The 13,167-nt window shown below is 71.4% G+C and carries 10 protein-coding genes; 5 read left to right on the top strand and 5 right to left on the bottom strand.

Features of this window, described 5'->3' with window-relative positions; translation table 11 throughout:
- Positions 1-166: 166 nt before the first annotated feature.
- The 5 genes from ACIQPR_RS18795 to ACIQPR_RS18775 are packed head-to-tail and all read right to left on the bottom strand — an operon-like array spanning position 167 to position 5,792.
- A complete protein-coding gene (locus tag ACIQPR_RS18795; protein WP_403649298.1) occupies positions 167-1,477 on the bottom strand; it encodes a DUF58 domain-containing protein in 1,311 nt (436 codons plus the stop codon).
- Positions 1,477-2,469 (bottom strand): AAA family ATPase, encoded by a 993-nt coding sequence (locus ACIQPR_RS18790; RefSeq protein WP_403649295.1) that lies wholly within the window; start codon positions 2,467-2,469, stop codon positions 1,477-1,479. Before ACIQPR_RS18790 ends, ACIQPR_RS18795 begins: the two co-directional genes overlap by 1 nt.
- Positions 2,466-3,659, bottom strand: coding sequence for a DUF4350 domain-containing protein (locus tag ACIQPR_RS18785; protein WP_403649292.1), 1,194 nt, complete (start codon positions 3,657-3,659; stop codon positions 2,466-2,468). Before ACIQPR_RS18785 ends, ACIQPR_RS18790 begins: the two co-directional genes overlap by 4 nt.
- Positions 3,656-4,441: a DUF4129 domain-containing protein gene (locus ACIQPR_RS18780; RefSeq protein ID WP_403649289.1), complete on the bottom strand. Its 786-nt coding sequence runs from the start codon at positions 4,439-4,441 to the stop codon at positions 3,656-3,658. Before ACIQPR_RS18780 ends, ACIQPR_RS18785 begins: the two co-directional genes overlap by 4 nt.
- Before the next feature lie 4 nt (positions 4,442-4,445).
- Positions 4,446-5,792: a hypothetical protein gene (locus tag ACIQPR_RS18775; RefSeq protein ID WP_403649287.1), complete on the bottom strand. Its 1,347-nt coding sequence runs from the start codon at positions 5,790-5,792 to the stop codon at positions 4,446-4,448.
- A 140-nt stretch (positions 5,793-5,932) separates the two neighbouring features.
- Here ACIQPR_RS18775 and mtnA point away from each other — a divergent pair, with 140 nt between their 5' ends.
- The 5 genes from mtnA (at position 5,933) to ACIQPR_RS18750 (ending at position 13,021) form a co-directional block, all read left to right on the top strand.
- Complete coding sequence (gene mtnA / locus ACIQPR_RS18770) at positions 5,933-7,072, top strand: S-methyl-5-thioribose-1-phosphate isomerase (RefSeq protein WP_403649284.1); 1,140 nt, start codon at positions 5,933-5,935, stop codon at positions 7,070-7,072.
- Between the two features lie 8 nt (positions 7,073-7,080).
- Positions 7,081-7,770, top strand: coding sequence for a two-component system response regulator MtrA (mtrA, locus tag ACIQPR_RS18765; RefSeq protein ID WP_187284748.1), 690 nt, complete (start codon positions 7,081-7,083; stop codon positions 7,768-7,770).
- A 1-nt stretch (position 7,771) separates the two neighbouring features.
- On the top strand, positions 7,772-9,859 hold the full coding sequence (gene mtrB, locus ACIQPR_RS18760; protein WP_403649281.1) for an MtrAB system histidine kinase MtrB: 2,088 nt from the start codon (positions 7,772-7,774) through the stop codon (positions 9,857-9,859).
- Positions 9,849-11,687, top strand: coding sequence for an LpqB family beta-propeller domain-containing protein (locus ACIQPR_RS18755; RefSeq protein ID WP_403649278.1), 1,839 nt, complete (start codon positions 9,849-9,851; stop codon positions 11,685-11,687). The genes mtrB and ACIQPR_RS18755 overlap by 11 nt, the downstream gene beginning before the upstream one ends.
- Positions 11,688-11,929: 242 nt before the next feature.
- Positions 11,930-13,021, top strand: a complete 1,092-nt coding sequence (locus tag ACIQPR_RS18750; RefSeq protein WP_403649275.1) for a ComF family protein — start codon at positions 11,930-11,932, stop codon at positions 13,019-13,021.
- Positions 13,022-13,167: the final 146 nt, after the last annotated feature.

Genomic DNA, 13,167 nt, shown 5'->3' with positions numbered 1-13,167 from the left:
TTACAGCGCCGATGGTACTGCAGGGGGGACCCTGTGGGAGAGTAGGACGCCGCCGAACAAATATTGCGAAAGCCCCTGTACCGTTTATTCGGTACAGGGGCTTTTCTGCGTTTAAGCGGTCTTGAGGGGTCTTGAACGGGGGTCTGCCTATCAAGCAGCCCCCGTATTACAGACGGCCAGCGGCCTTGAGAGCCAGATACGCGTCCGCCAGCGCAGGTGCGAGATCGTCCGGTGTCGCGTCGACGACGGTGACTCCCTTCCGGCGGAGCTTCTCCGCGGTGCGGTCACGTTCTGTCTGGGCACGCGCCGCGGCTGCCGCCTCGTAGACCGCTTCTGTGTTTCCACGGCCTGTAGCCATGCTTGCGATGTGCGGATCTGCCACGGATGCCACCAGAACCGTATGGCGCTGGGTGAGTTGGGAGAGCACGGGGAGCAGGCCCTCTTCGACCGGGGCCGTGTCGAGGCTGGTGAGCAGGACGATCAGGGAGCGGCGCGGTGCCGTGCGGATTGCCGTGGCGGCGAGGGTGCGGGCGTCTGTTTCGACGAGTTCCGGTTCGAGGGTCGCCATCGCGTTGACCAGTGAGGGGAGCACGTCGCGTGCCGTGCGGCCCTGGACGAGGGCGCGGACCCGGCGGTCGTAGGCCAGGAGGTCCACGCGGTCGCCGGCGCGGGAGGCCAGGGCTGCCAGGAGCAGGGCGGCGTCCATGGAGGCGTCGAGGCGTGGGGCGTCGCCGACGCGGCCGGCCGAGGTGCGGCCGGTGTCGAGGACCAGGAGGATGTGGCGGTCGCGTTCCGGGCGCCAGGTGCGTACCGCGACCGTCGTCTGGCGTGCGGTGGCGCGCCAGTCGATGGAGCGGGTGTCGTCGCCGGGGACGTATTCGCGCAAGCTGTCGAACTCCGTTCCCTCGCCGCGGGTCAGCACGCTGGTGCGGCCGTCGAGTTCGCGGAGCCGGGCGAGTTTGGACGGGAGGTGCTTGCGGCTGGTGAACGGGGGCAGCACGCGTACGGCCCAGGGGACGGTGTGGGTGCCCTGGCGGGTGAGGAGTCCGAGGGGGCCGTAGGAGCGGATGGTCACCCGGTCTGCCTGGCGGTCGCCTCGGCGGGTGGGGCGTAGGCGGGTCGTGAGGCGGCGGCGTTCGTCGGGCGGGACTGCCAGGCGGTGGCGGGACGCGGCGAATTCTGTGCCGGGGAGCCAGCTGCTGGGCGGCCAGGCGTCGCGGATGCGGGCGCGGAGCAGGCGGCGGGAGGGGTTGGTGACGGTCAACGTGACGTCGGCTGATTCGCCCAGGCGTACGGAGGTGTCGCCCGAGCGGATCAGGCTCAGGCGGCGGACGGGGGCGGCCAGGGCGAAGTCGCAGACGCAGGCCGCGGCCAGGGGGACGTTGACAGCCAGGATGCCTGTCCAGCTGGGTTCCCAGATGCCTACGGGGAGGGAGCCCAGGGCTGCGAGGAGGGCGGCGCGGCCGGTGAGGGCCATCAGCGGGGGACCGGGACGTGGGCGAGGATCGCGTTGATGACGGAGTCCGCTGTCACGCCCTCCATCTCGGCCTCGGGGCGCAGCTGTACGCGGTGGCGGAGGGTCGGGAGCGCCAGGGCCTTCACGTCGTCGGGGATGACGTAGTCGCGGCCTGTGAGCCAGGCCCACGCGCGCGAGGTGGCGAGGAGGGCGGTGGCGCCTCGCGGGGACACGCCGAGGGTGAGGGACGGTGATTCGCGGGTGGCGCGGCAGATGTCGACTACGTAGGCGGTGATTTCGGGGGAGATCGTTGTCTTGGCGACCGCCGCGCGGGCTGCTTCGAGGTCGGCCGCGTTCGCTACGGGGCGTAGGCCGGCAGCGTGCAGGTCGCGTGGGTTGAAACCTTCGGAGTGGCGGGTGAGGACGTCGATCTCGTCCTGGCGGGAGGGGAGAGGGATCGTCAGTTTGAGGAGGAAGCGGTCGAGCTGGGCCTCGGGGAGGGGGTACGTGCCCTCGTACTCGACGGGGTTCTGCGTCGCGGCGACCAGGAAGGGGTCGGGGAGTGGGCGCGGGGTGCCGTCGACCGTGACCTGGCGTTCCTCCATCGCTTCGAGGAGGGACGACTGGGTCTTCGGCGGGGTGCGGTTGATCTCGTCCGCGAGGAGGAGGTTGGTGAAGACCGGGCCCGGCTGGAAGCGGAACTCGGCGGAGCGGGTGTCGTAGACCAGGGAGCCGGTGACGTCGCTGGGCATCAGGTCCGGGGTGAACTGGATGCGCTTGGTGTCGAGTTCGAGTGCGGATGCGAGGGCTCGGACGAGCAACGTTTTGGCGACTCCGGGGACTCCTTCTAGTAGAACGTGTCCGCGGCAGAGGAGTGCGACGACGAGGCCGGTCACGGCGGGGTCCTGGCCGACCACGGCTTTGGCGATCTCGGCGCGCAGGGATTCGAGGGAGGCTCGGGCGGCGCCCGGATTCCCCGTGTGCCCGGCGTTGTCAGTGGTCGGGTCCATCATGGACGGCGTACCTCTCTTTCGAGGGCGTCGAGTTGGTCGGCGAGTGCGATGAGGGCCGTGTCGTCACTGGGCGGCGGGCCGAAGAGGAGGGAGTGCAGGGTCTGTCCGTCGCCGTGGAGGTGGGCGGAGAGCGCGGGGAGCAGGGACTCGGGCGCGTGCGACTGGGAGACGGGGACGCCTACGAGGGGGGCGAGGCGAGTGCGGGTGGTGGAGCGCAGAGCGGTGGCCGCGCGGTCGCGGGCGTTGGCTTTGCGGTAGAGGCGGGCACGGCCTTCGACGGTTTCGGAGGCGCGGATCGCCACGGGGAGTTTTTCTGGCACCAGGGGGCCCAGTCGGCGTGCCCGCCAGAGGGCGGCCAGGCCTGCGGCGATGAACAGTTGCAGGGTGCCCCAGAGCCAGCCCGAGGGAAGCAGGTCGAGGAAGCTCTGGCTGCCGGAGTCGGTGGCCGCGGTGTCGGACAGCGAGGGGAGGTACCAGACCAGATGGGGGCGCGAGCCGAGGAGTTGGAGGGCGAGCGAGGCGTTGCCCTGCTTGTCGAGACGCTTGTTGAGAAGGATGTCGGGCGAGCCGATGACGACGGTGTCGCCGCCCCCGGACGCGTCCGGGAGCCGGAGCAGGGTCGGTCGGCCGTCGCTCGGGTAGCACTCGTCGGCGTCGGCGGCTGTGGTCCGGTACCTGTAGTCGCCGGTTTCCGCGTCGCCCGCGCGCCGGGCGGCGGGCATCGAGCAGTCGGGGGAGAGCGGCGACTCGAAGCTGGGCCCGGAGTCCACGGTGACCTCGGGGGCGAGCCGGTCCAGGGACGGGCCGCTGGGCGCGACCAGGATCGTACGGCCGCCGGAGTTCGCGAACGCCGTGTACAGGCCGGACTGCTGGTGCTTGGTCAGCAGGTCCGGGGTGGCGACCAGGAGGGTGGTGTCCGGGCCGGCCGCGGCGCGGGCCTGGGCCAAGGTCGAGACCACGCGCGTGGACACGCCCCGGTCGCCGAGGAGTTCGGCGACGGCGCGGCTGCCGTAGGGGTCGGCGGAGCGCGGGTCGAGGGCGCCGTGCCGGGCGTCGGAGCGGATCGCTGCGATCGCCACAGCGGCTGCCAGGAGGACCACGAGTGCGAGGACGATGCCACGCGCGCGGGTCCACACCTGGCGGACGGTGGGCGAGGTCGAGGTGGTGGGAAGCGTCGCCTCCGTGGTCATTCGGCGGCCCCCTGGCTGGTGTGGTGGGCCGTGCTGTGGGCGGTGCTGGTCAGGACGGGCCTGGTCCGCTCCAGGTCGTGGTCGAGTTCGGCGATGCGGCGGTACGACTGCTCGCTCGCGCCGCGCCCGCCGTACGTCACGTCGTCGAAGTGTCCGGCGGCGGCACGCAGTTCGTCCGTGTGCGACGGGAGTGCGCGGCCGGCTTCCGCGACCGATTCGTCGGCGGTGCGGCCAGGGCGGACGTCGAGCAGGGCGCGTTCCTCAAGGGAGCGGACGATGGCGCGCATGCGCTCCTGCACGGCCGGATTCCAGTGTCCCTGGGCGGCGTGTGCCTCGGCGGCCGAGCGGTGTTCGGCGGCGCTGCGGGGGCGGTCGTCGAACAGGGCGGCGGTGGAGGCCGGCTCGCGTCGAGGGGTGCCGAGGCGCCACCACAGGGCGGCCAGGACTGCGAGGACGACCAGGATGACGACGATCAGGCCGAGCGTTCCGCCGGGTGTCGCCTCCGATGCCTTGCTGAAGAGTTCGTCGACCCAGCGTGAGACGGCGTCCAGGGCTCGTTGCACCAGGCTGGGGTCGTTCTCGTGGTACATCTGCTTGGACAGTTCACGCCGGGCCGCCTCCCGCGCGGGGTCGCGCGGAATCGTCACCGGCGGTTCGTCTCCCGAGAGGGCCGACGACCGTACGACGGTGCCGTGGGCGCGCAGCAGCGTCCTCGTGGTCGATTCGACGGCGTGCGGCAGCGCCGCGGGCACCGCTGTGAGCACTCCCCCCGCCAGGCTCACCGCATCAGCTCCCCGGAGTGGGGCCGGGAGCGGCGGTGCCGTAGTCCTGGACGCCGGCGGCACGGGCCAGGTCGAGGTCGAGGGCCTCGCGGCGGATGCGCTGGTCGATGTACAGGAGCACGGTGACGCCCGCGGTGATCGGGAACGAGATCATGCGGCCGATCACCGCGCCGAGGCCGCTGATGACGAGGAACGTCCAGCCGACGTCGCCGGTGCCGTTGACGAGGCCGCTGAGGCCGTCGCCGCTCAGCACTCCGGCGATGAGGGCGAACGGGATCACGAGGATGGACGACAGGATGCTCGCGATGATCTGCGCGAGCAGCTGGATGCCGAAGATCCGCCACCAGGAGCCGCGCACCAGCTTCGCGGAGCGGCTCATCGACTTCACGATGCCCTGCTTCTCCAGCATCAGTGCGGGCGAGGCGAGGGAGAAGCGGATCGCCAGCCAGAGGGTCAGGACGGAGCCGACGAGGCCGCCGAGGACGGCGAGCGCGATGCCCCCGCCCTGGGATCCCGTGGTGGCCACGATGATGCCCGGCACGGTGAGGACGCCGATCAGGGCGACGGCCATGAGGAGCAGCAGGAAGATCAGGCCGAACAGCTTGAGCACCTGGGGACGGGCGTCACGCCAGGCCTCTGCGGCGGTGACCGGCTTGCCGAGGACGGCGCGGCTGGTGACGGTCGTGAGCAGCGCGGTGGCGACTACGGTGCCGATGAGGGCGACCAGGTAGACGACGCCCGTGCTGACGAAGGCCTCGCTCATCGCGCGGGTCACTTCGGAGGTGCTGGCGTTGGGGTCGTCGAGGGCGTTGGTGCTGGTGAAGTCGTTGAAGGCGAAGCCCTGGACCAGGACGACGATGGTCTGCATGACGACCGCGACGCTGAGCGAGATACCCAGGACCGTGCGCCAGTAGGTGCGCATGGTCGAGACGGCGCCGTCGAGGATCTCGCCGACGCCGAGCGGGCGGAGCGGGATCACACCGGGCTTGGCCGCGGGCGGGGGACCGCCCCAGCCGGCTCCCCAGCCGGGAGCGCCGTAGCCGCCGGGCCCGCCGTAGCCCCCAGGGCCTCCGGGACCTGCCGGGCCGCCGGGGTGGCCTCCGCCCCAGCCCGGGCCGGGCGGTGGGGGCGGCGGTGCCTGGCCCGGGCCCGGGGCGCCGGTGGGCGCGGACCACTGGGCGGGTGGCGGCTGCTCCTTGGACCACTGCGGGCCGGTGCTCGACGGATCGGTGCCCGGCTGGTCCGCGGGCTGCGCGGGGTCGGTCCCGGGTTCGGCCAGACCGGATCCGCCGGGCTCGGGCCCGTCGGGCGGGGCGGATCCGGGCGAGGCCCAGCCCGGAGTGTCGTTCATCGTCGCTCCTTCACGGTGCCCGTCCGCGGGCGCGGCGGCAGGTTGGCAGCCATCGTGCCATGGGGTGGTCGAGCGGTGACCGGCCGCGGTATGGGCTGCACACCTTCAATTGTCCGTTGGATCCGGGGCAGACTGACCGCATGGCTGATCAGTACGCGCAATCCGGCGAGGACGGCCGGCCGACCGAGATACCCGCGATCCGCTGGGACGAGCCCCCCGAGGGTCCTGTACTGGTGCTCCTCGACCAGACGAGACTGCCGGCCGAAGAGGTCGAGCTGGTGTGCACGGACGCTTCCGCGCTGGTGGAGGCGATCCGTTCGCTGGCGGTGCGCGGGGCGCCGCTGCTCGGTATCGCGGGGGCGTACGGCGTCGCGCTCGCCGCCGCGCGGGGCTTCGACGTGGACGAGGCCGCGAACGCGCTGGCGGGTGCCCGGCCGACTGCCGTGAATCTCTCCGTCGGGGTGCGCAGGGCCCAGGCGGCGCACCGGGACGCGGTGGCGAAGGGGGGCGAGCCCGCTCAGGCGGCCGGGGCCGCGCTGGCGGCGGCGCGGCGGCTGCACCGGGAGGATGCCGAGGCCAGCGCGCGGATGGCCGCACACGGGCTCGCCCTGCTGGACGAGCTGCTGCCCGGTGGCGGGCACCGGATTCTGACGCACTGCAACACCGGAGCGCTGGTGTCGGGAGGTGAGGGCACGGCCTTCGCGGTGGCGCTCGCGGCGCACCGGGACGGGCGGCTGCGGAGGCTGTGGGTGGACGAAACGCGTCCATTGCTGCAAGGTGCTCGCCTGACGGCTTATGAGGCGGCGCGCAACGGTATGGCGTACACCTTGCTCACGGACAACGCGGCGGGCTCCTTGTTCGCGGCCGGGGAGGTGGATGCGGTGCTGATCGGGGCTGACCGGATCGCCGCCGACGGTTCGGTGGCGAACAAGGTGGGGAGCTATCCGCTCGCCGTGCTCGCCCGGTACCACCATGTGCCGTTCATCGTGGTGGCGCCCGTGACGACGGTGGATCCGGACACGCCGGACGGGGCGTCCATCGAGGTGGAACAGCGCCCGGGTTTTGAGGTGACCGAGGTCACAGCACCCCAGGTGCCGGTGACGGGAGCGGGAGGCGGGATTCCGGTGGCCCCCTTGGGGACGCAGGCCTACAACCCGGCGTTCGACGTGACGCCTCCCGAGCTGGTGACGGCGATCGTCACCGAAGAAGGCGCTGTTTCGCCTGTGACGGCGGAGGCGCTGGCAGAGCTGTGTGACAGGTCACGACAGGTAACGATTTAGTTAATGGGATGATGTCGTTTATGAAGGGACGAGTCCTTGTCGTCGATGACGACACCGCACTGGCCGAGATGCTCGGCATCGTGTTGCGTGGTGAAGGTTTTGAGCCGTCTTTCGTAGCCGACGGCGACAAGGCGCTGGCCGCTTTCCGTGAGAGCAAGCCCGACCTGGTGCTCCTGGACCTGATGCTGCCCGGACGGGACGGTATCGAGGTGTGCCGCCTGATCAGGGCGGAGTCCGGGGTGCCGATCGTGATGCTCACGGCGAAGAGCGACACCGTCGATGTCGTGGTGGGCCTGGAGTCCGGCGCCGACGACTACATCGTGAAGCCGTTCAAGCCGAAGGAACTGGTCGCCCGGATCCGGGCGCGGCTGCGGAGGTCCGAGGAGCCGGCGCCCGAACAGCTCGCCATAGGCGATCTGGTCATCGATGTGGCCGGTCACTCCGTGAAGCGGGACGGGCAGTCGATCGCGCTGACGCCGCTGGAGTTCGACCTGCTGGTCGCGCTGGCCCGTAAGCCGTGGCAGGTGTTCACGCGTGAGGTGCTCCTGGAGCAGGTCTGGGGCTACCGGCACGCCGCGGACACCCGTCTGGTCAACGTGCATGTCCAGCGGCTGCGTTCCAAGGTCGAGAAGGACCCGGAGCGGCCGGAGATCGTGGTGACCGTCCGTGGCGTCGGTTACAAGGCGGGACCGAGCTGACATGTCCAGGGACAGTGCCGCTTCGGCACCCGGGGGGACCGGGGCCCGCGCGGGGCGGCCTGTCGGCCGGACGGCGGCGGGCTCCCGCTGGGCACGCCTCTTGGAGGGCGGGCTGCTCCAGGGCGGAGTCCAGGGCAGCCCGGTCCTCCGCCTGTTCATGCGCTGGGTGCGCCGGCCGCTGCTGCCGGTCATGCGGCTGTGGCGGCGCAACATCCAGCTCAAGGTCGTCGTCACGACCCTGCTGATGTCGCTGGGCGTCGTCCTGCTGCTCGGCTTCGTCGTCATCGGCCAGGTGCGCAACGGCCTGCTGGACGCCAAGGTGAAGGCCTCGCAGAGCCAGGCCACGGGTGGATTCGCCGTGGCCAAGCAGCGGGCCGACGAGGCCGCCAGCGGGACCGCCGACGACGGCTCCGCGACCGACGGCAACTCCTCGCAGAACGTCATCTCCTGGATGAGTGACCTGGTGTCGTCGCTGTCCAGCGGCGGTCAGGGCGCCTTCGACGTGGTGACGCTGCCGGCGGGCGCGGACAGCGGTGGCGGACGCAGTCCGCGCGGCTCCGGCTACGTCGATCCGTCCGCGAGCGTGCCCGAGGACCTGCGCGCGCGGATCAACGGCAGTACGGGGGCGGCCCAGAGCTACACCCGGATCATCTACAGCAACGGCAAGGAGTCCCAGCCGGCGCTGGTCGTCGGCAAGCAGGTCAACGACCCGAACAACAACCCGTACCAGCTGTACTACCTCTTCCCGCTCACCCAGGAGGAGAAGTCGCTCAGCCTGGTCAAGGGGACGCTGGCTACGGCCGGGCTCTTCGTCGTCGTACTCCTCGGGGCCATCGCCTGGCTCGTGGTGCGGCAGGTCGTCACGCCGGTGCGGATGGCCGCCGGGATCGCCGAGCGGCTGTCCGCCGGGCGCCTCCAGGAGCGGATGAAGGTCACCGGTGAGGACGACATCGCGCGCCTCGGCGAGGCCTTCAACAAGATGGCGCAGAACCTCCAGCTGAAGATCCAGCAGTTGGAGGACCTGTCGCGGATGCAGCGGCGGTTCGTGTCCGACGTGTCGCACGAACTGCGGACGCCGCTGACGACCGTACGCATGGCGGCCGATGTCATCCACGACGCGCGCGTGGACTTCGATCCGATGACCGCGCGGTCGGCCGAACTTCTGGCCGACCAGCTGGACCGGTTCGAGACGCTGCTCGCCGACCTGCTGGAGATCAGCCGCTTCGACGCGGGAGCGGCGGCCCTGGAGGCCGAGCCGATAGACCTCAGGGAGGTCGTACGGCGGGTCATCAGCGGGGCCGAGCCGCTCGCCGAGCGAAAGGGCACGCAGATACGCGTCGTCGGCGACCAGCAGCCCGTGGTCGCCGAGGCCGATGCCCGGCGGGTGGAGCGGGTGCTGCGCAATCTCGTCGTCAACGCCGTGGAGCACGGCGACGGCAAGGACGTCATAGTCAAGCTCGCCACCGCGGGCGGGGCGGTCGCCATCGCGGTGCGCGACTACGGGGTGGGGCTCAAGCCCGGCGAGGCGACCCGGGTGTTCAGCCGCTTCTGGCGGGCGGACCCGGCACGCGCGCGTACCACCGGTGGTACGGGTCTGGGGCTGTCCATCGCCCTGGAGGACGCGCGGTTGCACGGCGGCTGGTTGCAGGCGTGGGGTGAACCGGGTGGCGGTTCGCAGTTCCGGCTGACGTTGCCGAGGACCGCGGACGAACCGCTGCGGGGCTCGCCGATACCCCTGGAGCCCAAGGACTCGCGCCGTAATCGGGGACTTAATGACGCCGGTCTGCCGAGCGGCGGCGGGGACAAGCGCGCTACGGTCCCGGTGCAGCCGATGGGTGACCCGGGTGCGCCGATACCCGCGCGGACCCCGATCGCCCCGAGGCTGACCGCCACCACCGCGACGGCGGACCCGACGGCGCTGCCCGGCAACGGCGCGCGCGTGGTGCCCCGGCCGACCGGCGGCACACGGCGCCAGGAGGACCTGTCGACCGCGGACGCGCCTCGCGGTGACACCGCGCGCGGCACGGAGGACCCGGCCGTCGTGCCGGAGGAATCGAACAAGCAGGGGGAGGCATCTCGTGGGCGCTGACCGCGAGGAGGGCGCCTGGCGGAGGCCGGCACGCGCGGCGGCGTACATCGCGTGTGGCGTCGTAGTGCTGGCGGGATGTGCCTCGATGCCGGACAGCGGGGACCTCCGGGGTGTCGAGTCGACACCGCGACAGGACACCCAGGTGCGGGTTTTCGCGGTGCCTCCCCGGGAGGACGCGACGCAGGGGGAGATCGTCCAGGGCTTCCTGGAGGCGTTGACCAGCGACGATCCGGACTACAAGACGGCACGCCTGTATCTGACCGCCAAGGCGGCACGGGACTGGCAGCCGGAGGCGTCCACCACGGTGCTCGCCGACGGGCCGAGCACGGAGGTCGTGCATCCCCCTGGCGGCCGGGAGGACAGTGACGTCTTCACGTACTCACTGACCGGTGACCGGGTCGCGACGGTGGACTCGCAGCAGGCGTACTCGCCCGCGGACGGGCAGTACAGCCAGCGGGTGCAACTGGAGAAGGACGGCAAGAGCGGGCAGTGGCGCATCGACGCGCTGCCGCAGGGCGTCGTCATGGGCAGCTCGGACTTCCAGCGCAACTACATGTCCGTCAACAAGTACTACTTCGCGTCGAACACGACGGCAGGGACGACCTCGCAGCCGATCGCGGTGGCGGACCCCGTGTTCGTACGGCGGCGGGTGGACCCCATGACGCAGATGGTGCGTTCGCTGCTCAGCGGGCCCACCAGCTGGCTCGGGCCCGTGGTCAGGTCGAGCTTCCCCACGGGGACCGCGCTGCGCAAGGGGGTCACCTCTTTGACCCCGGACGACCAGAACAAGCTGACGGTCCCGTTGAACCAGAAGGCCTCGCGGGTGGGGCTTGCCCGGTGCAACGAGATGGCGACCCAGATCCTCTACACGCTCCAGACCATGACGCCCACGGTGGACGAGGTCGAGCTCCAGGCCGCCAACGGCGCACAGCTGTGCGTGTACTCCGAGAACAACGCGGAGTCCCTGGTGACCCGTGGCCCCGTGAATCACCCCGTGTACCTGTACTTCCTCGACGACAAGCACCGCGTGGTGCGGATACCCGGCGGCAGCCGAGGCACGCACACCGAGGCCGTCCCGGGTGCGCTGGGCGAGGGCACCAAGCCACTGGAGTCGGTCGCGGTGGCACGCGACGAGGAGAGCGCGGCCGGCGTCAGCCTCGACGGGAAGTCGCTCTACGTCGGGTCGATGGTGTCGGGCGCGACGCTCGGGGACCCCGTGCTGACCAGCCAGGGCAAGACGGCGGACGACCGGCTGACGGCCCCCAGCTGGGACGTGCAGGGTGACCTCTGGGTGGCCGACCGGGACCCGAAGAACCCCCGGCTGCTCCTGTTGCAGAAGGGCGCGGGGCAGCCGATAGCGGTCGACACGCTCGGGCTGGACGGCCGGATCGAGTCGGTCCGGGTGGCGGCCGACGGGGTGCGGATCGCACTCGTCGTGGAGAAGGACGGCAAGCGGTCCTTGCAGATCGGGCGGATCCAGCGGAGCGGGGCGGCCGGGGAGCAGCCGGTGATCTCGGTCCTCGAACTGCGTTCCGCGACTCCGGACCTGGAGGAGGTCACGGCCATGGCGTGGGCCGGGGACAGCCGGCTCGTGGTGGTCGGACGCGCGCAGGGCGGTGTGCAGCAGATGCGGTACGTCCAGGTCGACGGCTCCACCCCCGAGGGCCCGGCGCCCACGGCCCTGACCGGTGTGAAGGAGATCGCCGCGTCCGAGGACGACAAGCTGCCGCTGGTGGCCTACTCGGAGGACGGGATCGTACGGCTGCCGACAGGGGCGCAGTGGCAGAAGGTGGTCAAGACGGGGTCCGCGCCGGTGTACCCGGGGTGAGGCGGTCGTCAGACCAACTGGGTTGACTTGATTGCCGGTTGACTCGGTGTGAGGCAGTGCGGAGTGGCCGTCTTCGGTCGGGCTGAGGCCCGGCGGGAGACGGCCCTTCGTGTGTTCCGGGGTGGGTCCGCACTCGTGTGGGTGACGGCTGTCGGCGGTTGCGCGGAGTTGTCCACAGGGGGGCGTCCGTCGGTTGTCCACAGGGCTGGCGGGGCGGTGCGGGCGTTGGCACAGTGGTGGCCATGCGGGGCTGGTGGCGGGACCTCACGGATCTGGTGCTGCCGGCCGAGTGCGGAGGCTGTGGGCTGCCTCGCACGGTGCTCTGCCCGGAGTGCCGTGCCGCCCTGAGCGGGGCCGTACCGGGCCGGGTGCGACCGGTGCCCGAGCCGTCCGGGCTGCCGGCGACGTACGCGGCGGCTCCTTACGCGGACGAGGTGCGCGCGATGCTCCTCGCCCACAAGGAGCGAGGCTCACTGGCCCTCGCGGGGCCGCTGGGCGCGGCTCTCGCGGGCGCTGTGCGGACGGGGCTCCGGGAGTGCCGGGGGCGGGGTCATGGGGCTGTGACGGGGCCGCGTGAGGCTTCGGTGGGGCGCGTTGGAGGTCGGACGGGGTGGGACGGAGAACGGGTGGTCGGACCCGGTGAGCTGGGGGAGGGCGGTGACACGTGCGGTGAGGGAGAGCGGGGCGACTGGGCCGAGGGGGCGGTAGCGGGGGTGCGGCGGGCGAACCCGGGGCGGCACGGGCCGGTGGTGGCCGAGGCGCGGTGCCGCAGCGGTGTCGAGGCGCCCGTGTTGCTTGTTCCGGTGCCCTCCGCGCGTGGCGTGGTGCGGGCCCGTGGGCATGATCCGGCGCGGCGGATCGCCCTCGCGGCGGCGGGGGAGCTGCGCCGGAGCGGGACGTCGGCCCGGGTGGTCGCCGTGCTGCGGCAGCGGAGGTGGGTGGCCGACCAGTCGGGGCTCGACTCCCGGCAGCGGCTGGACAATCTCGCCGGTGCTCTCGAAGTGGTCGCGGGTGGCGCGCGGTTGCTGGCCGGCGGTCGGGTTGTGCTCGTCGACGACCTGATGACGACGGGGGCGTCGCTGCGGGAGGCGGCGCGCGCCGTACGGGAGGCGATCACCCGCGATGGGCCGGGCGGAGCAGTTGGAGCGACCGCGGTTGTGTACTCGGGTGTGTCCCGGGAAGGCAGAGGGGAACAGATGCAGGCAGCAAAGCAGAAGGGGAGTCACATGGCACTCAGTGCACCGGGAATCGTGGGTGTGAACGGCCCTGGTGACCTGATCTGTGCGGCCGTGATCGCGGCGTCGTCTGATTCCTTCGAAATAAACCGGAACTGACTGCAAACTTGCGTCGTTGCAGGTTATGAGAGGGCCAATTCACCTGAACGGAGGTACGCGGCAGTAGAGGGTGACGACATCCGTCCGGGCGAGATATGTTCGGTTGTGAGAGAAAGGCGCAGGCCGCACCTCTCCTATCCGAATGC

This window comes from Streptomyces sp. NPDC091280 (assembly GCF_044768565.1).
GTDB lineage: Bacteria > Actinomycetota > Actinomycetes > Streptomycetales > Streptomycetaceae > Streptomyces.
Note: the sequence above shows the minus strand (reverse complement) of the source record. Positions and strands in the feature narration are given on the sequence as shown.

Excerpts from the sequence above, each read along its gene's own strand:
- ACIQPR_RS18750 (WP_403649275.1), top strand. The coding sequence starts at position 11,930 with ATGCGGGGCTGGTGGCGGGACCTCACGGATCTGGTGCTGCCGGCCGAG.
- mtrA (WP_187284748.1), top strand. The coding sequence starts at position 7,081 with ATGATGTCGTTTATGAAGGGACGAGTCCTTGTCGTCGATGACGACACC.
- mtnA (WP_403649284.1), top strand. The coding sequence starts at position 5,933 with ATGGCTGATCAGTACGCGCAATCCGGCGAGGACGGCCGGCCGACCGAG.
- ACIQPR_RS18785 (WP_403649292.1), bottom strand. The coding sequence starts at position 3,659 with ATGACCACGGAGGCGACGCTTCCCACCACCTCGACCTCGCCCACCGTC.
- mtrB (WP_403649281.1), top strand. The coding sequence starts at position 7,772 with ATGTCCAGGGACAGTGCCGCTTCGGCACCCGGGGGGACCGGGGCCCGC.
- ACIQPR_RS18790 (WP_403649295.1), bottom strand. The coding sequence starts at position 2,469 with ATGATGGACCCGACCACTGACAACGCCGGGCACACGGGGAATCCGGGC.
- ACIQPR_RS18795 (WP_403649298.1), bottom strand. The coding sequence starts at position 1,477 with ATGGCCCTCACCGGCCGCGCCGCCCTCCTCGCAGCCCTGGGCTCCCTC.
- ACIQPR_RS18775 (WP_403649287.1), bottom strand. The coding sequence starts at position 5,792 with ATGAACGACACTCCGGGCTGGGCCTCGCCCGGATCCGCCCCGCCCGAC.